Origin of the sequence: Bacillus sp. FSL R5-0431, from assembly GCF_038002985.1 — a bacterium.
Taxonomy (GTDB): domain Bacteria; phylum Bacillota; class Bacilli; order Bacillales; family Bacillaceae; genus Bacillus.
Genome location: NZ_JBBOOG010000001.1, coordinates 800,983 through 821,487, shown reverse-complemented (window position 1 = coordinate 821,487; position 20,505 = coordinate 800,983). Strand labels below are relative to the sequence as shown.

The window sequence follows — 20,505 nt, the reverse complement described above, 5'->3', positions numbered from 1 at the left end:
GGTTTTTTTCCGAAATGCTGGCGGAACCCTATCACTATTAAGTAAGGTGTCATCTAAATCAAATAGCATTGCTTTATAATCTCTTAATTAACTTCACAGCCTTTCTTATATAAATAATCCCTAGTTCGCACCTTCAAACTTTCAATTTACTAAAAAATGTAATATTTAACTATCGCACCCAATAATTGAAGATAAGCAAACTGAGTTGTCAATTGGCAACCAATTCTTAAAATCAAATTCATTTCTTTGTCAATCATTATGTAAAATCTATTACAACGGGGTTGGAGCATTAATTAGTTGGTCAAAATTTATTTCTAAAAGTTGTCCTGCGTGAACCAAACCACTCCCAAAACCGTACATAAGAACTCGATCTCCATTTTTGACTTTTCCTTCACGGATTCCAAGGTCAAGAGCTAAAGGAATTGTAGCAGCAGAGGTATTTCCATAATTGACTAAGCTATAAAGTGTCTTTTCCAATGAGTATTCTAATTTTTCACAAATTGGTTCTATCAATCTTAAGTTAGCACTATGGGGTATAAACCAATCAACTTGATCTAAACTCGTTTGTGTTTTTTCTAAAATCTTTCGTATGCTGTCTGGAATATTTCTTACAACCCATCGAAAAACTTCTCTACCATTTTGTACAAGACATTGAGTATCGATTAACTCAATATCATTGACCTTTTTTGATAGTCCAGAACGATATACATGTTGCGCTCCTCTTCCATCACTTCCTAGATGGAATCCAATGAAGTCGTTGGATTGTTCATCTCTTTCAACTAATACTGCACCAGCACCATCACCAAATAGAATGCATGTACTTCTATCGGCATAATCCGTAATTTTTGAGATTGTGTCTGCTCCAATAACTAATACCTTTTTGTGGAGTCCAGAAGAAATTAAACCGTTTGCTGTATGCAATGCATAAACAAATCCTGCACACGCTGCACTTAAATCTATAGCACCTGCTTGGTTTATATTTAATTGATCCTGTATTATGCTGGAAACAGATGGGAATGGGAAATCTGGTGTACTAGTTGCTACAATAATCATATCTACATCTTCAACTTTTTTATTATATCTGTGCATTAAATCTTTTACAGCAGATACACATAAATCACTGGTAAATTCATCAGAACGAGTTATTCTACGTTCATGAATTCCTGTTCTTTGGATAATCCAATCATTACTTGTTTCGACCATTTGCTCAAGCTCAAAATTTGTTAATTTCTTTTCAGGTACATAGGTACCAATAGCTGTAATTCTTGCTTTTGACATCATTTGTTTCTCCCCCTTTACTATAATTACACTAAGTTTTATAATCTAATATTAGTACCAGATACTAATATTGTCAAAAATTAAAAATGAAAATACTGATAATTGAAAATCCGCTTGTGAAAATATAAAAAGGGAGAGGGAGTCATGTTCAATACTCAACAAATTAAAGAAATTATTCCACATCGTTATCCGTTTTTATTAGTTGATTGTATTCTTGAAATAGAGGAGGGAAAACGCGCAGTTTGAATTAAAAATGTTACTACTAATGAAGAGTGCTTTAATGGTCACTTTCCAGAATATCCAGTATTGCCAGGTGTTCTAATTGTAGAAGCGTTGGCACAAGTAAGTGCAGTTATTATGTTAATGAAAGATGAAAATCGAGGGAAAATTGGATTATTAAGCTGTTACTATAACGTATCTCCAAAAGAACATATTTCGCTATATAAAACAATGCCGCCATACAAACAAACATGGCGCCGACAATTCTTCTACCAGACATGTGTTTACTCCTTTAATTCCATTGATTTCTTTTGATTAATTCCGTGATATGGGCAAGGTGATGCTTTGAGTGCCAGACGTACATACCTGTTGCATCATATAAGGACACCGTTTGTTGATCGGCTGGGTGATAATAGGACGCAGTGAAGTCTTCCTCTGACATCCCTCGAAGTAATGTAACCCATCTGCGGTGCAGACTGCTGATTAAGGGCAGTGATAGGCTGATGGGCGCTTTGCTATCTGGAAGCTCGGCGAATCCCGCCTGATCATATGGACGGATGTTTGGTGTTTCTTCTGTGAGCGCAAGTTTGAATCGTAAATAAGCATTCAGGTGGCTGTCTGCTACGTGATGAATGAGCTGACGGACGGTCCATCCTCCAGGCCGATAGGGTGTATCCAGCTGACCATCTGTCAACTGATAGGTCACCGCTTCATACTCTTGTGGAATCGCAGCCAACTGATCAATCCATGCCTCAAGCTGTTCTTTCGTTTTTTCTTCAACCGGTTCATATAAGCCAATCGGATATTGTAATGACGTCATACGCTCTCCCCTCTCTTAAAATCCTTCCAGCACAAATTTACCAATCATTTTTCCTTGCTCAAGCGTTTGATGTGCCTGTTTCAAATGAGCAGCATTGATCGGACTGAGAACCTTTGTTAAGGTATGCGTCAATGTCCCCTGTTCAAATAACTCAGCCGCCTCTTTCAAAAGCTCATGCTGTTTGATCATGTCCGCTGTTTTGTACATAGGGCGTGTGAACATGAACTCCCATACAAATGCAGCACTTTTATTTTTGAGTAATTGAATGTCTAGGTTGTGCTGGTTCTCGACAATGGTACAGATCGTGCCTTGGGGTTTTATGGCTTCTGCCATGCCTTTGAAATGTCCATCTGTGTCATTTAAGCATAAAATAAAATCCACTTCGCCTATTCCTTTTTCCTGAAGCTGCACGAGAAGCGGCTCATGATGATCAATGATATGATCGGCACCTAATGACAGACACCACTCTTTTGTTTCAGGTCTTGATGCGGTGGCGATCACAGTGGCATTCGCTAATTTGGCTAGTTGAATGGCGATAGAACCTACCCCGCCTGCACCACCGATGATTAGCAGTGTTGCCCCTTCTGCATTTCGCTTCATATGCATCCGGTCAAATAACGCTTCATATGCCGTAATGGTCGTCAGAGGCATCGCGGCTGCTTCTGCAAAGGAGAGATTGGCAGGCTTTTTCGCCACAATCCGTTCATCCACAAGCTGATACTCACTATTTGAGCCTTGACGCGTGATATCTCCCGCATAGTATACGTGGTCACCTGGCTGAAATAATGTACACGCTTCACCGACTTCAACAACCGTGCCGCTTGCATCGTAGCCAAGAATTTTCAGTTCTTCTTCCTTCTGATCCTTCGGTGATCTCACCTTTGTATCAACTGGATTCACTGAGACTGCCTCTACCTTCACCAGTATATCCCTGCCCATTGCTTTAGGCTTTTCTACTTCCTGATCCATCAGGCTTTGCTCATGCTCAATCGGTAAGTACTCCAATAGTCCAACGGCTTTCACTCGCTCGCACACCCTTTCTCCATGCTTCTTTTACACATTTTATCATAATTTTCTGATGTTTTTGGATAGGTTGCACATTTAGGATCTCTTCAAAGCCTTTCGCTCCCTCGCTATATAAGAAGGACGTCCCTTTTGCAATGAAGGAACATAGAAGAACCAGCTTTTGGATTTAAAGAATAGCTGGAAGTAATAAAACTGAATGTGCTGCAGGAAAAAAATCATCAATAGAAAAATAGCTAGTGAAAGAGTTTGGAGATCAGCCGCTCCCTGTAGCCATTCATTGATAAAGAAAACAACAAAACCGATCATCATCAGCTGTTCCAGCCTCTGCATGAGCTGGACAAAGACGTGCCCTCGTTTGGGGAGATCGCCTGACTGGCACTTCCTGATCTTTCTCGATTTGTAAAACCAAATGATACATTCTACTAAGTTATGAGTCATAAAAAGAGCGATGAGGGCGATCAATAAAGGTGATGGGGTATAAAGGACTTGTGCAGCAAACGGAAACACTAAAAAATAACATGCAATACATGCGTGTCTGACTGATAAGAGAAATAGTTCTTTTTCTATGTATGGTTTCATCTGTTTCACCTCCATATGTACTACGTCTTATTTGCCAAAAAGTTTCCTTTTTCAATAGAAAAAGGATGCCTCCAAAAGGCACCCTTCATGAATCAAACTTAAAATGCAGCGCTTAGTACGACAGGTCCTTGCGGAAGCTGGTTATCCTTTTTTGGTTCAAGGGTGACTGCCACGGTAGCTGAAAAAGGAAGTGTGCTCCTCATGAGAATGTACTTACTTTACGAAAAAAACGGTCATTTGGATCACTAATATCCAAAAAGTCAAGAATCCATGTGTTTCCATTCTCTGTTCAGTAGATTTTAGCAAACTCTCATCTCCCTCACAATTTAATTGAAGTAGAACTCATTTTTTCAACATGTCATAATAGAAGGTAACGAAACGAATTGGAGTGTCCTTCAATGATCTTGACGATCGTTCTTTTTTTATTAGCAGGAATAGCAGAAATTGGCGGCGGCTACCTTGTGTGGCTTTGGCTGCGTGAAGCCAAACCCGTCAGCTACGGGATTGCTGGGAGCCTCATCCTCGTCGCTTATGGGATCATCCCTACCTTCCAGCAGTTCCCGACCTTTGGACGAGTTTATGCGGCCTATGGCGGTGTGTTTGTGGTTCTTGCTGTGTTTTGGGGCTGGTGGGTCGATCGAAAAACGCCTGATTTTTACGACTGGATCGGTGCTTTGATCTGTTTAGCCGGAGTCAGTGTGATGTTATTTGCGCCCCGCCATTCATAGCCTCATATAAAAAGTGCTGCCACATATGGGCAGCACTTTTATGAGATTATTTTTTAACGAGCTCCAGCCGTTTGTAATTCTTTGTTCTTCTCTTTAAAGCGTTCGTTATGAGAAGAAACATACGCCACTTTTTCGGCTTCTGGTTCGATGTAAAGCTTCGCGCTATTGAGCGCATTGACTCCGTCAACAAATGTCCCAGCTATTAAGCGGACCTTGCTTTTATGTGTACATAAATCACCTACCGCATAGACGCCTGGTAAATTGGTTTCCATTTTTTCATTGACCTCGATCAGTCCCCATTCACCCTGCTTGAGTCCCCATTCTGATAGAACACTTAAATCGCCTTTCATGCCGTGATTGACGATGACAGCGTCAGTTTCCATTCGCTCGATTTCACCTGTCTCTATGTTTTGGATGGTGACAGCATCAATTTTATCGGCTTGACCATGAAGTTCTGTCAGTTCATGCGGGGTTAAAATTCGTGTGCAAGATGCCTTCATGTTGGCGACGTTTTTCTCATGTCCGCCAAACATGTCACGGCGATGCACGACGGTGACACTTTCCGCAATTGGAACGAGGGCATTTGCCCAGTCAACCGCTGAGTCGCCGCCTCCAGAGATAACAACCCGTTTTCCTGCAAATGTCTTAAGCTCCTGCACTGTGTAATAAAGGTTTGTCACTTCATAGCGGTCTGCATGCTCGATTTCAAGTTTCCGCTGGACAGGGATGCCGTGGCCCATCGCTAAAATGAGGGTCTTCGTCAAATGGCGATCACCATTTTCAGCCGTCAGCAAAATGTTCTGATGTTCATCTCGCTCGAATGACGTGATTTTTTGATTCAGGGCGATCTCTGGTTCAAATGTTTTCGCCTGCGTTTCCAGCTGCTGAATCAGCTGTTCGCCTCTTGTTGGCGGCAAACCGCCTACATCCCAAATGACCTTTTCAGGATACAGTAGGATTTTTCCGCCAAGGCTTTCGTTATACTCAAGTACCTTCGTCTTTAAATCCCGCATCCCACTATAAAAGGCGGTGTACATGCCTGCTGGACCGCCGCCAATAATGGTGACGTCAAACAATTCAAGCTGCTCTGTCATTTGAGTCCCTCCAGTTTTTCATCGATTGATCTATTTATAAGTGATATTGATTCTCATTATCATATGTACCTATTGTAGTCTACTCTGGTGAAGGGAATCAATAGCTTTCTGCAAAAAAGAACAGGACGAGCGTTTTCTCGTCCTGTCATCCATCACACAATCGTTAATCCAAGGTCTTTTAATTCCAGCGAAACAAGTCTTGCAATCGCATCTGCTCCTTCTTTTGTAAAGTGCGTGCGATCCTCTATGCCTGTTGACAGCATAAAGTAAGAGGTCGTTTTCTCTATGCCGGAAATTTGATAAAACTGAAGGCTTGCCGTATTCAAATCAACGAGAAGGACTTCTTCTTCATCAGCTAGTTCTTTCATAGCGGCACAGTAATCTGGGAAATCATTGATATATTCTCCGTCTTTTTCATGAAAGCGGCCGACTGGCGTTAATAAAAGCGGTGTTGCTCCTTTCGCTCTTGCTCCATGAATATATTGAGACAAATAGCTTTTATACGTCGTGAAAGGATCTGTATGCCGCTCGGGCTTCTCCGTTGAAGCATCATTGTGCCCCATTTGGGTGAACAGCCAGTCCCCAGGCTGAATGTCAGCCAATATTTTATCAAGCCGTCCTTCTTCAATGAATGTTTTTGAGCTTCTTCCACCGATTGCGCGGTTGTCGACGCTCACGCCTTGCGCTGTATAGCGATGTAAAAACTCTCCCCATCCTCCTTGAACAGGACGGTCTGGGTAAGATGAAACGGTTGAATCACCAGCTAAATAGATGGTTGTCATGTTCATACGCCCCCTTTTTCAAATAGCCACCTCTTCTAAGCGATGCGGACATCCTAGTGGCTGCTGAAAAGATATGAAACAATTAGCATCGCTACTTCATTGATTCTCTTTTTGATGATGAAAACCCTGCTTACCGGTCGATGTGAATACGTTAAATATGCGGCGGAAGTTCTACTTTTGTCTCAACAGCTTGCTTTAACGCCTGAAGCATGTAACCAATTCCCTTATATGGAGTCAGCGGATAAATCGCTGTCTGATGAGGAAGTAATAAAGGATCGATCACCTTTCGATATTTCTTTCCACCTAGTATCACTAGTTCATCATATGCAGTGAGATGTTTTTCATGAAATTGCTCACTTAGTCCTTCACATGTTATCTGATCAGCATGCGGTGTACCAAAAGCCACATCATAATTTTCATGAATGATCTCATCTGCCTTTAAGAATCCATGCTTCGCTGATAAAATCAGCCAGTCTGAAAAGAACGTTTGGGCATAGCTTTTCGTACGCTGATGCAGCGGACTTAAATAAACGAGGTTCGCCGGCTGGCTTCCTGCTTCTGGATGGACGTCCCAAATTTTCTTCGCCCCACATGGAATGATACAAACTCGCTTCACTTGATTTTCTCCTTCCTTCGTCGATACATCCGATACAACATACAGCCTAGCGCTGTGCCAAGTGTATTTAAGAGAATATCATCAATATCGCTGCTTCTTGTAATGATACCAGATTGCGAGAATACCCATTGAAGCACTTCAATCATGGTTGACAAGAAAAAGCCAGCAAGAATCGCCTTTTGCCAGCGTAAGGTTCGGAATGCTTGATAGAGAAAAAAACCAAGTGGCACAAATAACAAAATGTTCCCTGCCAGATTCAAAAAAACAAGATTGGGATAGCCGTGATGGTAGGCGTGAAGATTTTGATAAATGGACTGCAAAGGCATGAGGTTGACACTCACCTGATCCCTTGGTGCGGAAAAACGATTTGGAAAGACCGTCAAATATAATAAAACATTCGTATAAATAAATAGACAGGCAAGAACTAATTCTGTACGTAAATAGATAAATCGTTTTTGCTTTTTCGCCTGTCTGTATCTCATATGTAGATAGAGCGGGACGAGCAGGAGAAAATAAGCAATGGAAACTATAGCACTGGATGTCATACGGAGAGCTGCCCCTTTCTCACATGATGCTTGACCATATTTACAGCTTATTCAGGCCTGCCCGCATCTATTCATCACTTATTCTCATATTCAATGACGAGAATACCATATTGACAAATCGTCATTTTTCCGCTAAACTGACTGACATTCAGTCATTTAAGGTCGGTGAAGATGTGTCGAAACGAGAAAAGATTATGCTTGCTGCCATTGACGCGTTTAAAGAAAAAGGAATTGAAAAGACGACCATTTCGGATATTGTGAAAGCAGCAGGAGTGGCACAAGGAACATATTATTTATATTTTCCTTCAAAGCTGTCTGTCATGCCTGCTATCGCAGAATATCTGATCTCACAGATGGTCCCCGCTATTGAAAAAGAATTAACACAGCATGCGGATGTCCTCGATCAAGCAGATGCGCTTGTTGAATTCATCTTCTCTTTTACAAGACAATACCGTGACGTCCTTGCTCTGACCTACTCAGGTTTAGCTGCCACGGAGCATTTAAAGGAATGGGAAGATATTTATGAGCCGATTTACAAATGGGTCGCTGCTTTTTTAGAAAAAGCTAAGCAGGATAAAAGAGTCCGTGCGAATTTGAACTGTCAATATGCCGCTAAATTCATTATCGGTTTACTGGAATCGTCTGCTGAGCAAATGTACTTATTTACAGAAACAGATACAGAAGAGGTTCTGATTCAAAAGCGAGAGGTGAAGCAATTTCTCCTTTACGCACTTGGCATAGAGACACCTTAACTTAGTACAGCACTTGCTGTACGCTCTTTTTTGGCTTCAAAATGACGAATCGTCAGTTTTAGGAGGAAATAGGATGAAAAAAAGCTGGATGTATGTCGCACTCACTTGTTTATTCGAATTACTTTGGGTGTTTGGTTTAAATAAAGCTGATGCTGTGTGGGAGTGGGCGATCATTATCTGCCTGATCCCGGTTGATTTTTATTTTTTAATGAAAGCCTGCGAGAAGCTGCCGACAGGGACCGTGTACGCCGTGTTTGCCGGAGTTGGAACGATTGGTACGTCTTTGATGGATTATGCGCTGTTTGGCGGTTCGTTTTCATTAGAAAAGCTCTTATTTATGGGCATTTTAATTCTCGGCATTATTGGACTGAAAGTGTCTGATGGAGATGCACATGAGCAGAAAGGAGAAGCGGTATAAATGGGCTGGTTTTTTGTGCTGTTAGCCTCTGCCTTTGAAATTGGCGGAACCATTGGTCTCAATATGTTCAGTAAGAAAAAGCAAATCACGACAGGCATTTTATTTGTTGGCGGATTTGCCTTATCCTTTTTGTTTTTATACGCCTCGTTCTCTTCCGTTCAAGTATCCGTTGCCTATACGGTCTGGATTGGACTTGGAACGGCGGGCTCTGTCTTGTTTAATATGATTCTATTTAAAGAGCCGAAAAACATGATTCGTATACTCAGCTTGCTGCTGATCGTGATTGGTGTGGTCGGGCTGAAGTTGTTTGCGTGATTGATTGACAAAAAAGGAAGGGAGTCAAAGCCCCTTCCTTTTTTATTTCTCGTTTAATGTGGATCATGCTGCTCGAGCAAGAGACCCATTGCGTAAATCGATCCGCCTTTTTCATCTAATAAAAAGTACACAATCAAAGGTTCCCCAAAAGCTGCTGTCTGCTGTGTGAACAAAACACAGGTGAATTTCTCGATACCAATTGGAAGCTTTCTTTTTAATATAGGATGAAGAATAGGCGAAGTCCGAATTGTATCTACATCAACATCCCAAAGTTCGTTTTTTAATGTTGGATAATGCTCTGATAACAATTGGTGTAACATGTCGGTCGTGAGCGCTACTTTTCCATCGTACCCATCATCTATTATGTTGGTGTTATACATCCGACGGTTGCTCACCCTTTGAAGCATTGATTCGTATTCCTTTTAAGACAAAGCGTTTCTGGCCATCAAGTGTACAAGTGATCAATGTCAGTTCATTTTTCCCGCGATCCTTTAGTACATCAACATCCGTCGGTTCAATCGTAGCAGAGCTGACAATTTTATATTCGTATGTTTCAGCTTGATGATGTAAGACGACTTTTTCTCCTTTCGGCACCTCTGGCAGCTGCCGGAAAAGCCGATCACCTCTATACCCTCTATGGCCTGCAATCGTGAAATTCCCTTCACCTGGCATTTGATGAGATTTGATTTGAGTCAGTGCAATACCTAAATTTTCTTTTGATGTAACTGGAAGCACTTTTTCGTTTAAATCAATTGACGGGATCTCTAGCTCCATCACATCTCGTAGGTCTTCCTCTGACACAGTTAAATGTGGAATAGAAGAAAGGGCATCACTGTCATTTTCTTCAATCATCTTTAATGCCTGTTCCATTGCCGCTGTCTCTTGAGAAGTTCGCCACTCATATATAAAAGGAATGGAGATGAGCATCAGCCCTGTGAACACCAAAAAGCTGCCTAATAAGGTTCTTTTTTTCATCAATACACTCGTTCCTTCCTTTTACTGAATGGTTCTTCTTCTAAGAACAAGGAGAACAGTTCCAAAAACTACTAGTAAAATCCCTGCATACATCAAATAACGCAGCCATTCTTCTCCGGTCTTTGGCAGCTCACCGTTTGAGTCATGAGGCGGATGTTGATCACCTTTAGGTGAGGCTGGAGGATTCGTGTGATCCTCTTCATTCTTCACTGGTGCATTTTTCACAATCAATGTCTTGATCTCCACTTCGCCCATTTGAATTGTAAAGATGAGTGGTTTCTTTAAAGCTACATAACCATTTGGAGCTTTCGTCTCTGTGAGTGTATATTCACCAGGTTTAAGCCCTTTGACAATGGCTTCTCCGTCTTTTCCTGTTGTCACAGATTTTATGGTTTTCCCGGCTTTTGTACGAATGTCAAAGGCTGCACCTTTTAAGGTTCTATCTGTCTGCTGGTCTACCTTTATGATACGCAGACTTCCTAAGATCAAGTGATTCTTCGCTGTTAATTGAAGTGGCTTCTGCTGATTTTTCTCAATGGTAAACAGGATCGGCTTATGATCCAATTGATAGCCATGAGGTGCTTTCGTTTCAACGAATTGATATTCTCCCGGTTTTAGATCGTTGATGTGAAGCTTTCCTTTTTGGTCCGTTACAAGTGATGTCTTCAACGTTTTCCCTTCTTTACTCAGAAGAGCAAACTCTGCATTTTCGAGCGTATGTCCCTCCTCATCCACTTTGGTCAGTTCCACTGCTCCCGGCGTCAGTTTGTTGATCATTTCTACTTTTGCTGGTTTGTCTTGACCTAAACGAATCGTAAATGAGACAGGTGTCTGATCCAATTCATAGCCGGCAATGCTTGCTGTTTCGACAAATTGATAGGTTCCTGGTTTCAGTTGATCGACTGTCAGTTGACCGTTTTTGTCTGTCTTTAAGTCTTTCTGAATACGCTGATCATGCTCATCAATCAGGTCAAAGGTCACCCCAGCGAGCAACTGTCCATCCTCCCCTTTTTTCTGAAGCTTCACAGCACTTGTCGTCCGAATATTTTCTTTTGTCACTTTCACCAGTTGATTTGGGTTGAAATCAATCTTAAAGTCTACTGGTTCTGCATCTAGTTTATGTCCAAAAGGTGCTTTCGTTTCAACCAATTGGTAAGCGCCTGGTTTCAAATCGTTTACAGTGATGATGCCTTTCTCGTTGGTTGTTAAACCTGACATCAATTCTTTACCATCGTCATTGAAAAGTGTAAATTCTGCGCCTTTCAATCTTTCTTTTTCTTCCCCTATTTTTGTTAGTTCTACAGAACCTTTCTTGAGCTGATTGATTGCCTCCACTTGAATCAACTCTTTTTGACCTAATTCAACTTGAAAGACAAGTGGTTTCGCACTCAATTCATAGCCTTCAAGACTCTTTCTTTCAACAAATTGATAGGTTCCAGGTTTTAGACCTGTGAAGGTGATTTTTCCCTCCTGATTGGTTGTAATCCCTTCTCCTCCTGCCACTATCTTTCCTTTGGCATCAGATAGATCAAAGACAACCCCTTCTAATGATTTCCCATCTTCGCCTTTTTTGTGTAACAGCACTCCGCCTGTTGTGCGGCTATTTTCTTTTGTGACACTGACCAGCTTCTGTGGGTTAAATGGAATAGCAAAAGTGACAGGTGTTTCGTCAAGCTCATGACCGAATGGAGCCTTCGTTTCAACAAACTGATAGGTTCCAGGTTTAAGATCGCTGATTGTGATCTGCCCGTTCTGATCTGAGACGAGACCCGTTTCAATCTCTTTTCCATTTGCATCTAAAAGCTTGAATTCTGCTCCTTTAAGCACATCATTCTTTTCACCGAGCTTCGTGAACTGGACAGCTCCAGTTTTAAGATCATTGATTACTTTTATCTCTGCCTGAGTTTTTTGTGCGATTTCGATGGTAAAAGGATAAGGTTTATTTTTCTTTTGGTAACCATCAATACTCTCTGTCTCCACGAGCTGATATTTGCCCGGTTTGAGGTTGTCGATCAAAAGCTTCCCATCTTCATCTGTTGTCAAATCTTTACGCACGACTTCGTCATTTTGATCCATGACTTCAAATCGAACACCTTGAAGCTTCTTGCCATCTTCTCCTTCTTTCATCACTTCTAATGCACTTGTTTCATATAGGTTCTTTTTCGAAATGATGACCGGTTCCTTTGGATCGAGTGGTACTTCAAATTTGATTGGCGTTTCATCTAATACATAACCATCAGGTGCTTTTGTTTCAATGAGCTGATACGTACCCGGTCTTAGTTCGTTTATCGTGATCTTGCCATTTTCTCCTGTGACAAGCGAATCTTTTAGCTCATGCCCATCTTGATCTAAGAGCTTGAATTGTGCACCTTCTAGTCTCTCTCCGCCTTCGCCTATTTTGCTCAATTCTGCAGAGCCTTTTATCATGTCATTTACTGCGGTTACAGTCGTTGTTTCTGTTTGATTCTCTTTAATTGTGAACGGCCATTTTTGCTGATTTAATTGATAGCCTTTCGGTGCGTTTATCTCAACAAAATAATAGGAACCTGGCTCAAGATGTTTGAAAAGAATTTCTCCTTTTTCGTCCGTTTTCAAATGGGTTTGGACAGTATCTCCAGATTCATTTTTTAGTTCAAATTCTGCATTCTCTAATGCTGCACCCGTCTCTTTGTCTTTTTTTGTTAACTTGACATGCTGGCGGATTTCTTGGTTCTGCACCGTCATGCTATTTCCTGTTTTCGCTTGATCTCCTGATTCGTAAGGCTGATCAATCGTTACATGGATCGGTTCCTTGTGCTTCATATAACCATCAGGTGCTTTCACTTCTGTCACTATATAGTCACCATACAAGAGACGATCAAATCGAAGAGCTCCTTCTTCATCTGTTGCCTTTGTTCCAATGACGATACCGCTCGCAGCATCTGTCAGAGAAAAGCTTGCTCCTTTTAGCACTTTTCCACTACTCGCATCTACCTTTTTAATGGTTAAAGCGCCAATCGCTCCCGTGCCATCTCCCATGCCAGCGGTGCGTTTTACCACAATTGAGGCTTCGGATTCCTTTTTTATTTCTTTTACATTTTCACCTCTAAACGTTACTTCGTTTTGAAGTGTACTTCCCACCTTATCTAAAATGAGAGATTGATATTCTAAAATATATGGTCTGGTGATGTCTTCTTTAAATTTGATTTGAAAAGAGTCTGGATCGAATTCAAGGTCTAGCTCATAATCCTTCCCTTTTTCTAGCTCTTCCTTTTTGGTCACTTGCCCCTTTTCATCTATTGTCGTCGAATAGAGATGAAATGAGTTTTCTATTATTGCTTGGTTACTGCTCGGATGGTCTATAATCGTCGCATCTTGGACTGTTGATTGACCAAAGTTGATATTCAGTTTCCAATCAATAACCTTCCCTTGCTGATTTCCTGATTTGCTCGTGTATTTCCCTCCATTTGGAATGGACACCACAGCATTCACGTCTGATTCTTTCGTCTTTCCATCATAAAGGGCCGCTTTATTTTCGTAGGTTTTCTGTACTAAATCCATTCCTTCAACACTTGTTTGATACGTGATTTTGTATGGGGAATCAATGGCTTTTTTGAAAATGACTTCGAAGCCTGATTCTCCTTTTTCATTTTCAAGGAATTTGATGTCATAATGTTCTTTCGCTAATACCTCTTTTTCTTCTGCTCCATTTTCCCCGCCATGTAAATCAAGCGAGTAGATGGTGATTGAATCTTTAAGCAAACGCTGATTTCCTTGAATGAAATCCTCGATTTTCGCCTCTTCTAAATGTTTCAAGTTATAGTTCACACCGATATTCCAGGTGATCTCTTTTTTCTTTGCATCATATGTTCCGTTCTTGAACCCATTTGACTGCGTGTATGTGTCAGGCGTGAAGACAGACTGATTTTCCTTCGTCAAATCCTTGCCATCTTCATTTACCCATTCAAGCTTTACATGATTACGCAGGTTCTTTTGATCTTTATTTGCTCTTTTTTCATAATCAAAAGACGTTGTATATGTGACTACATGTTCTGTCTTTATTTCTTTCGTAAATTGAATATCAAATCCATTTGCATGTTCAACTATTTGATAATCTGTGCCTTCTTCAAGCACTGTATTTCCTGTCGTCACTTTTAAACTATCTTTTTGCAGCGTCAATCCTTCGTTTGTAAACGTATCTTTTAATATCAGGTTGTTCATGGTTTGTTGATCTTTGTTGAAGGTGATACGCCATGGAATGGTCTTGTTCTTGTAATTCGGTGTTCCATGATTTTTCGTTAGGATTTGCTGGTCAATTCTTTGCTTCCCTTGTTTGCTCTCTTTGCCAGCTGTTACAGTATTGATAATCTCTTCAGCTTCAAAAATCCGCTCGGTTGCTTTTGTTTGATATGTGATGAGATAAGCCGATTGAATATCTTGATTGAATTGCAAGGTAAACCCGTTTTGTTCATCCTTTTTTTGAGGTTGAACCACATAATGTTCAAACGCTTTTGTTCCTGATTCTTTGCCATTCTGATCAATTGTGACTTCCTTGACTTGAAATGAATCGGATATCAGCGCCTGTGTGCCATTAAAGAAGTCTTCTAACAAAGCATCCTTTTTAGCAATCGTTTTTTCGTTATAGTTATAACGAATTTCCCAGGTAATCGTCTGTGTGACTGGGTCGTAGTGGGCGGCTTTTTTATTTAAAGGGCTGCCTCTAGTCACATTCACTGTTCCTTCTGCTGAACTAATCACTTTATCAGCAGAGACAAGGGACGCTTTATTACGAAACGCAGACTGATCTTGATTCGTAATGTCCGTTTCATACATTAAACGGTAAGCTAGATGCACGTCATCTTTAAATTCAATCGTGAAATCTTGACCATCTGCTGTTTGGCCGATGGTGTAGTGGTTTTCGTCAAGCTGCTGACCAATCGATGTTTCACCATTTAGCTTTGTATCAACACGATAAAGCTTGATTGAATCTTTTTTTAACGCCTGCCCCTCTTGAATCGGATCTAACAGTCTCGCTTGTTTCACATCGTCTAAGTCCATATTAAAATCGACTGTCCATTGAATGGTTTCAGCATTGTAAGATCGATTGGGTTTTCCCTTTTTAGAGACATTTGGGCCATTTGGAATGTATTGAATCGGGATCGATATCGTATCTTTGCCTTCAATTGGAGTAATGACCACTTCTTTTTCTTCAGTAATGACAGTTTTTTTATCTAATTGCGTCCACACTTGAAGTGTTCCATGGATATTTGAATATTGTTTGATAAAGTCAGTGAATTCGATGGAGGCATTTCCACTTTCATCTACAGAAAAATAACCAATGGTTGCTTGATTAAATTTCATCTCGAGACGATCGATTTTTTCGTAAATCACTAATTCCTCTGGAACCTTGAAATGGAATTCATCACCGCCATTATAGCTATGCCCATTCGGGATGGCCCACTTATAGTTAATGGAAATCAGCGAGTTGATATCAGGCCTATCAACTGAATTTCCTCCCTGATCTTCAAATATCAATTTCGCATCAGTGAGGAGATTTTCTTGTATCAGCATTTGTTTTGAAACACTTTGCAGCCCTACACGCTTAGATATGCTCACTTTGTTTTTTAGTAATTCATCCTCATCGCTTTGTTTCGTTTGAGCGGCTTCTTGATTCTTAGCTGCTTTGTCTTTCTCAGTTGAGGTTGTGTCATCTTTTGGAAGGCTTTCTTCACGCTCGTTTTGCTTTGTTTTCTCTTTTTGCTCAGCTATACTAGTGACATCGATGTCTATTGATCCTTCTAAATTTGGATCAAGCTCAACATCTTCTTTAAATATGACCGTCACTTCATTTTGTTTTGAAACGGTATACTCTCCAACAGATACTTCATTGACAATAATTGGTTCATTCTGCTCCTTCTCTACCTGAATGGCTGAAGGAAGAGAGAGAACATACGGATATTGCTTTTTTAGATCAATTCCTTTTATAGACCAATGGACAGTGGCCTTTCTTACTTGCTGATCTTCCATGTTTGATAACTTGTTTCCTTCGCTATCAGCAAACTCAATATCCCCATAAATGTTTTCTTGGCTTTCTTTGGCTTGTGCCCCTGCCAGAGGCAAGATTCCTAATATACTAGACTGTATGACTAACACCGCGATGAGAGCCAATGACAATATTCTTTTCAATACATCCACCCTTTTCTAAAATTAATTTTCAACAACGATAAAAAACCATTTGTATCTTGTCTGATAAACCACTCCGTTTCTAATCAAATATTTTCTAAAAATTGCACCTTAAGACCCTATGAATAAAATGAGATGATCAATCATGAGCTTGAAAGGTAATCATGAGTAGTGGATATAGTAACTGGATAGGGGTCTATAGAAATGGGGAATAGTGAGAGGGATCATGAAAAAATAAATGTGAATTTTCTATTTATACTGGAATGAACAACAAATGATGTTTACATGCTTATATAATCATGTATTCACATATGGTTCGTTCATATGAAACAAGCATGTATCATATGGTATGTATGGTGAGACAGTTCAGCATCATATAGATCGCATTCCTTTCTACTCCCTTTCATATGGTAATCAAAAAGCTTCTCCGTTTTATTCTTACATTTACCGTTTCAACAGCAAAAAAATAAACAAAATATCTAAAATGATCCATTTTTATAGGATTCATGGCTTACTTATCACCTTTTAAAAGAAAAATATGGAGAATCAGCGAATAACATTTGTTTTCGTCTAATTTTTTTCTCTTTTATCATCAAAAGTGAAGACAAAACGATTTAGCCTAAACATTACAATCATTTCATGCCTATTTTGAGAATCAAATGTTCTTTAAGTGAACTTCATAATATAGAGGCAAGCCAAGGGAAGGAGTTAGTTGTTTGATGGAGCTCATTGATAATAAATCAAAGAGATGGATAAAAATTTTAAAACTGCTTGTATCCAAAAATAAGTGGTGGAGCCTTCAAGAAATATCGAATGAACATATCGGTTCGGTTCGTGCCATTCAAAGCGATTTAGAACAAATGAAATCGTTCAAAACAGAGAATGGAGAGCCGTTAATCCACATAAAGCCAAGACAAGGCATATCCATTTGTTATACACAGACGATACGAGTAGACTACTATATCAAGGAAATATTAAAAGATACGATTGAAATTCGATTGATTGACGGCATTTTTTTCGAACAAAACAGGTCTTTCTATGAATGGATGGACACGCTTAATATTAGTAGATCAACATTGTATAACACCATTCATAAAATCAATTCGATCCTTACATCCTATGACATCGAGTTACGCCCAGATAGTATGCAGTTCCATGGGGATGAGAAGGAGATTCGTCAATTCTTTGTTGAGTTTTTGTTTGAAGTGTATGGAAGCCGGCTTTGGCCATTCGATGATATTCAAAAGCAAGACGCAGTTGATTTATTACAAGAGCTATTTCAGGTGCTCGAAGTCAATGTACCAGATGTGGCTATAGATAAATACTGCCTGTGGCTCGGTGTTTCCATTCACCGAGTGAGGAAAAATTTTACCATACGACGCAATTATACGTACTCGATGAATGAAGAAAAACAGACCTCTACAGCCAAAGGTATCTATAATCAAATCAAAAACTGGGAAGAGCACATTTGCCAAATGACAAAGGACATTTTTGGTATTACACTGGATCATCACGAATTTGTCTTTTTACTATTGATCGAACCAGCTATTGGCCACTTTAAATCAATTGAATCTGTCGAAGAAAAGTTGACGTTCTTTCAATCGCATACACCACACCTCTTTGAAGCCATTCATTCATTTATCAATCAATTGGAGTTGATTTATCATCAAGAGGTGGCTAATCGCAAGGTGATGACACTGATTCTTCTCCAATATTATGTGTATTCTAAGGAAATTACCGTGAGAGATGGATTCCTTTTCAAAAAGAAATCGAGTTATTTATCAGAGGTGAAAGAGCAGCTTCCTTACTTCTATTCGAGGATTACTCATATCATCCAAGAGTTAAAAACAGACGATATACTCGCTTCTTTTGTGAAAAATGAACGGGAATTGATCCGTATCATTACGTCTACCTGGAGAGGGCTTGTTCAATTTGAAATGGAGCGAAGAAACGTGTTGAACATATTTGTTATTTCAACATTAGGTTATTATCATAGTTTGTTTATAGCAGATTTAATTAAATTAAGCGTGCCTCCTCTCATCCACACTTTTACAAGTCCAGAAAATACATTAAATGATGTAACGATGGATCAACTTGGGATTGATATGATCGTGACCGATACCGAGCTCCCTATTCAATTTGGACGATATACACTGCTGATCAGCTCTTTTCCAACAAAGAAAGAATTGGACAACTTGAACCGAAGATTGGTTGATATGATCGACTAATGTTCATCAAAAAAAGCTGCTTGAGAGCTTCTCAAGCAGCTTTTTGCTTCTGTATTAATGAAGCACGATTTGTTCATTCATCAAATCAATGGCGTAAAGTGATTGCTCATATTCATCTAATAGAAGGTATACTTTGAGCGGTGCAGCGGTTTGATCTGTCTGCTGCGTGAATAGGACACAAGTGAATTTTTCGATCCCCTCTGGCAGCTTGCTTTTCAGAAAAGGATGAAGAATAGGAGAGATTCGAAGGGTATCAACATCTTTCAGCCAAAGCTCATCTTGTAACGCAGGATAATGGTCAACCAAAAACTGACGAAACACTTCCAATGTACTCAAGGCAGATATCCTCACTTTCTTCTATCATGGCTTCAAGCTTACCTAAAAACAAACGTGTTCGAGTCATCCTATGATGTCAGTCCACCAAATGTCGTATACTACTAGAGACACGATTTCATTTTTCTTCAAAAAGCATTGTAGATCAACTTTACTGTCAGGAGTGTTTACTATGTATGACGTCTACTATATTCCAACCGATGGACCTATGATCATATTCTTATCTGTTTCTTTCGTGATGAAACGACAACTTCCTGCTACAAACTTCCAAATTCCTTCAAAAAATTGGTGCAATGAGACAAAAAAGAACAGCTCCTCACTGTTCTTTCAGAAATTATGAGAGGTCTTTCAAAGAAAACACTTCGCCGCTCTCTGCATCAACACCATCATGGCAATCGAGCTTTCCGCATAGAACATATTGTTTTTGCACTTCGTCATAGACGTAGATAGGTGTAAGTTCAAGACGTTCTCTCAATTTTTCAAAGGCTTCTTTCTGAGATACAGAAATTTCACTTGCTGCTTGAGAAGGACTCAGTATCCCGCACACTTGAAACATTTCTTTTTTATCTATGTAATTAACGGCTTCAAACGAGCTGGCGTCAATGAAGACCTTGATCTTGTCCATAAACCCACTGCCTTCTTGCCCGTTCGTTTTTAATATCGCATGGATGTATCCATGATCACGTTGGAGTGTTTTCAGAACCCACTTCCCTGTATCCTTTGGATATTTTTGCGCCAAGAATCTTCGGATTGATTTGATACACTCAGCTTGCTCTTCTTTTGATATCGGGAAGGTATCTGGTGACGGTTCCAATGAGAAAGCTTGTTCAGCTGAAATGTTCTCATGAATATTCATTTCCTTTTTTTCAAAGGCATTGTTTAACGGTTCATTCCACTCAATGATCTCATTCATGTGTATACAATGCGTTTCTCCACGCCCAAGTTCAAACGGAAGCGTTCCTGTTCCATCGTTCTTGACATAGATTTCTTCTAATGCATAAATTGCTCGAATTCGATTGTGCTCGAAGGATGGCCATTGAAACTGCTGCACTTGCTGCTCGGCTAAGTTCTCCAGCTTATCAATAGAAAGCGTGAATTCCTCAGCTCTCAGTAATGTTTTGGCTAAAAATGGGCCGTGGTGTGTAAAGTACATGAGCTGTCCATGTTCATCCCATTTCACATCAATTCTGCCTGAAGGCGTCACTTTCACACCATCTATTGCTTCTTCGAAAAAAAGTCCCCCTTTTTCCTTCTGATGCATGTGAAAATGCTCACCATAGATCAACCCTGTTTCTTGTTCGATCCATTGAATGACATGAGCTGGATATGGTCTCTTAAATGTGACACCATGCTGCGCATAGGTTTTGTCCATGACAAAAATAACTGTTTCCACCTGTCCCGTATTCAAATTCACTTCAATAACGGCTGTGCCGTCTGGGTTGACATCGTCGTCCTCAGGTTCAGCTTCATGAGAGGGGAACCATTCCATATTCAATGTATAAATCGTTTCATTAAACATATTGACGTAACGATGAAAGCTGTGTCTTTTTAGATGATAAAGATCTAAGCCAAATTTCGCCTTTGTCTGATCAATCAATTGTTGTATGTTTGCATTCAATGGATTCACCTCAAAAT

At 40.1% G+C, this 20,505-nt stretch carries 18 protein-coding genes and 1 pseudogene; 6 read left to right on the top strand and 13 right to left on the bottom strand.

Annotated elements, in window-relative coordinates; all coding sequences use genetic code 11:
• Positions 1–270: 270 nt before the first annotated feature.
• The gene (locus MKZ03_RS03910; RefSeq protein WP_075611048.1) at positions 271–1,281 is read right to left on the bottom strand and encodes a ketoacyl-ACP synthase III; all 1,011 of its coding nucleotides are present in this window, start codon (positions 1,279–1,281) and stop codon (positions 271–273) included.
• Positions 1,282–1,422: 141 nt separating this feature from the next.
• On the opposite strand from MKZ03_RS03910, the pseudogene fabZ reads away from it, so the two are divergent.
• Positions 1,423–1,713: pseudogene (gene fabZ / locus MKZ03_RS03905) on the top strand (3-hydroxyacyl-ACP dehydratase FabZ); the annotation flags it as partial.
• Between the two features lie 76 nt (positions 1,714–1,789).
• Here the strand turns inward: fabZ and MKZ03_RS03900 are convergent.
• The 3 genes from MKZ03_RS03900 to MKZ03_RS03890 form a co-directional block, all read right to left on the bottom strand.
• Positions 1,790–2,317, bottom strand: coding sequence for a YfiT family bacillithiol transferase (locus MKZ03_RS03900; protein WP_341030997.1), 528 nt, complete (start codon positions 2,315–2,317; stop codon positions 1,790–1,792).
• 15 nt (positions 2,318–2,332) lie between these two features.
• The gene (locus MKZ03_RS03895; RefSeq protein WP_307499317.1) at positions 2,333–3,340 is read right to left on the bottom strand and encodes a zinc-binding alcohol dehydrogenase family protein; all 1,008 of its coding nucleotides are present in this window, start codon (positions 3,338–3,340) and stop codon (positions 2,333–2,335) included.
• Between the two features lie 78 nt (positions 3,341–3,418).
• On the bottom strand, positions 3,419–3,922 hold the full coding sequence (locus MKZ03_RS03890) for a hypothetical protein (protein WP_106038445.1): 504 nt from the start codon (positions 3,920–3,922) through the stop codon (positions 3,419–3,421).
• Positions 3,923–4,320: 398 nt separating this feature from the next.
• On the opposite strand from MKZ03_RS03890, the gene MKZ03_RS03885 reads away from it, so the two are divergent.
• Positions 4,321–4,650 carry a YnfA family protein gene (locus MKZ03_RS03885; protein WP_106038444.1) on the top strand — a complete coding sequence of 110 codons (330 nt, stop codon included), beginning with the start codon at positions 4,321–4,323 and terminating at the stop codon, positions 4,648–4,650.
• A gap of 53 nt (positions 4,651–4,703) precedes the next feature.
• On the opposite strand, the gene MKZ03_RS03880 is transcribed toward MKZ03_RS03885, so the two are convergent.
• From MKZ03_RS03880 to MKZ03_RS03865, 4 genes are all read right to left on the bottom strand, one after another.
• Positions 4,704–5,744: an NAD(P)/FAD-dependent oxidoreductase gene (locus MKZ03_RS03880; RefSeq protein WP_106038443.1), complete on the bottom strand. Its 1,041-nt coding sequence runs from the start codon at positions 5,742–5,744 to the stop codon at positions 4,704–4,706.
• Between the two features lie 152 nt (positions 5,745–5,896).
• Entirely contained in the window at positions 5,897–6,526 is a 630-nt protein-coding gene (locus MKZ03_RS03875; RefSeq protein ID WP_039167979.1) for a rhamnogalacturonan acetylesterase, read from the bottom strand.
• Between the two features lie 151 nt (positions 6,527–6,677).
• Positions 6,678–7,142 carry a DUF6884 domain-containing protein gene (locus MKZ03_RS03870; RefSeq protein WP_106038442.1) on the bottom strand — a complete coding sequence of 155 codons (465 nt, stop codon included), beginning with the start codon at positions 7,140–7,142 and terminating at the stop codon, positions 6,678–6,680.
• On the bottom strand, positions 7,139–7,687 hold the full coding sequence (locus MKZ03_RS03865) for a VanZ family protein (protein WP_307499315.1): 549 nt from the start codon (positions 7,685–7,687) through the stop codon (positions 7,139–7,141). Before MKZ03_RS03865 ends, MKZ03_RS03870 begins: the two co-directional genes overlap by 4 nt.
• A gap of 173 nt (positions 7,688–7,860) precedes the next feature.
• Between MKZ03_RS03865 and MKZ03_RS03860 the strand changes: the two genes are divergently transcribed.
• The 3 genes from MKZ03_RS03860 (at position 7,861) to MKZ03_RS03850 (ending at position 9,172) form a co-directional block, all read left to right on the top strand.
• Positions 7,861–8,439, top strand: coding sequence for a TetR family transcriptional regulator (locus MKZ03_RS03860; RefSeq protein WP_060595824.1), 579 nt, complete (start codon positions 7,861–7,863; stop codon positions 8,437–8,439).
• A 73-nt stretch (positions 8,440–8,512) separates the two neighbouring features.
• A complete protein-coding gene (locus tag MKZ03_RS03855; RefSeq protein ID WP_017358819.1) occupies positions 8,513–8,857 on the top strand; it encodes a DMT family transporter in 345 nt (114 codons plus the stop codon).
• Positions 8,858–9,172, top strand: coding sequence for a DMT family transporter (locus MKZ03_RS03850; RefSeq protein ID WP_034665057.1), 315 nt, complete (start codon positions 8,858–8,860; stop codon positions 9,170–9,172).
• 53 nt (positions 9,173–9,225) lie between these two features.
• Here the strand turns inward: MKZ03_RS03850 and MKZ03_RS03845 are convergent, their stop codons facing one another.
• The 3 genes from MKZ03_RS03845 to MKZ03_RS03835 are packed head-to-tail and all read right to left on the bottom strand — an operon-like array spanning position 9,226 to position 16,321.
• Positions 9,226–9,552: a hypothetical protein gene (locus tag MKZ03_RS03845; RefSeq protein ID WP_334750871.1), complete on the bottom strand. Its 327-nt coding sequence runs from the start codon at positions 9,550–9,552 to the stop codon at positions 9,226–9,228.
• The gene (locus tag MKZ03_RS03840; RefSeq protein ID WP_106072584.1) at positions 9,545–10,147 is read right to left on the bottom strand and encodes a class D sortase; all 603 of its coding nucleotides are present in this window, start codon (positions 10,145–10,147) and stop codon (positions 9,545–9,547) included. Before MKZ03_RS03840 ends, MKZ03_RS03845 begins: the two co-directional genes overlap by 8 nt.
• Positions 10,148–10,168: 21 nt before the next feature.
• Entirely contained in the window at positions 10,169–16,321 is a 6,153-nt protein-coding gene (locus tag MKZ03_RS03835; protein WP_341030994.1) for a SpaA isopeptide-forming pilin-related protein, read from the bottom strand.
• Positions 16,322–17,028: 707 nt separating this feature from the next.
• Between MKZ03_RS03835 and MKZ03_RS03830 the strand changes: the two genes are divergently transcribed.
• A complete protein-coding gene (locus MKZ03_RS03830; RefSeq protein WP_334750873.1) occupies positions 17,029–18,537 on the top strand; it encodes a helix-turn-helix domain-containing protein in 1,509 nt (502 codons plus the stop codon).
• 54 nt (positions 18,538–18,591) lie between these two features.
• On the opposite strand, the gene MKZ03_RS03825 is transcribed toward MKZ03_RS03830, so the two are convergent.
• Together MKZ03_RS03825 and MKZ03_RS03820 are read right to left on the bottom strand one after the other, a co-directional pair.
• The gene (locus MKZ03_RS03825) at positions 18,592–18,873 is read right to left on the bottom strand and encodes a hypothetical protein (RefSeq protein WP_003217864.1); all 282 of its coding nucleotides are present in this window, start codon (positions 18,871–18,873) and stop codon (positions 18,592–18,594) included.
• 331 nt (positions 18,874–19,204) lie between these two features.
• Positions 19,205–20,497, bottom strand: a complete 1,293-nt coding sequence (locus tag MKZ03_RS03820; RefSeq protein ID WP_341030992.1) for a hypothetical protein — start codon at positions 20,495–20,497, stop codon at positions 19,205–19,207.
• Positions 20,498–20,505: the final 8 nt, after the last annotated feature.

Bases quoted from the DNA above. Each gene is read 5' to 3' on its own strand.
- MKZ03_RS03910 (WP_075611048.1), bottom strand. From the start codon at position 1,281: ATGATGTCAAAAGCAAGAATTACAGCTATTGGTACCTATGTACCTGAA.
- MKZ03_RS03900 (WP_341030997.1), bottom strand. From the start codon at position 2,317: ATGACGTCATTACAATATCCGATTGGCTTATATGAACCGGTTGAAGAA.
- MKZ03_RS03890 (WP_106038445.1), bottom strand. From the start codon at position 3,922: ATGAAACCATACATAGAAAAAGAACTATTTCTCTTATCAGTCAGACAC.
- MKZ03_RS03885 (WP_106038444.1), top strand. From the start codon at position 4,321: ATGATCTTGACGATCGTTCTTTTTTTATTAGCAGGAATAGCAGAAATT.
- MKZ03_RS03880 (WP_106038443.1), bottom strand. From the start codon at position 5,744: ATGACAGAGCAGCTTGAATTGTTTGACGTCACCATTATTGGCGGCGGT.
- MKZ03_RS03875 (WP_039167979.1), bottom strand. From the start codon at position 6,526: ATGACAACCATCTATTTAGCTGGTGATTCAACCGTTTCATCTTACCCA.
- MKZ03_RS03865 (WP_307499315.1), bottom strand. From the start codon at position 7,687: ATGACATCCAGTGCTATAGTTTCCATTGCTTATTTTCTCCTGCTCGTC.
- MKZ03_RS03855 (WP_017358819.1), top strand. From the start codon at position 8,513: ATGAAAAAAAGCTGGATGTATGTCGCACTCACTTGTTTATTCGAATTA.
- MKZ03_RS03850 (WP_034665057.1), top strand. From the start codon at position 8,858: ATGGGCTGGTTTTTTGTGCTGTTAGCCTCTGCCTTTGAAATTGGCGGA.
- MKZ03_RS03845 (WP_334750871.1), bottom strand. From the start codon at position 9,552: ATGTATAACACCAACATAATAGATGATGGGTACGATGGAAAAGTAGCG.
- MKZ03_RS03840 (WP_106072584.1), bottom strand. From the start codon at position 10,147: ATGAAAAAAAGAACCTTATTAGGCAGCTTTTTGGTGTTCACAGGGCTG.
- MKZ03_RS03830 (WP_334750873.1), top strand. From the start codon at position 17,029: ATGGAGCTCATTGATAATAAATCAAAGAGATGGATAAAAATTTTAAAA.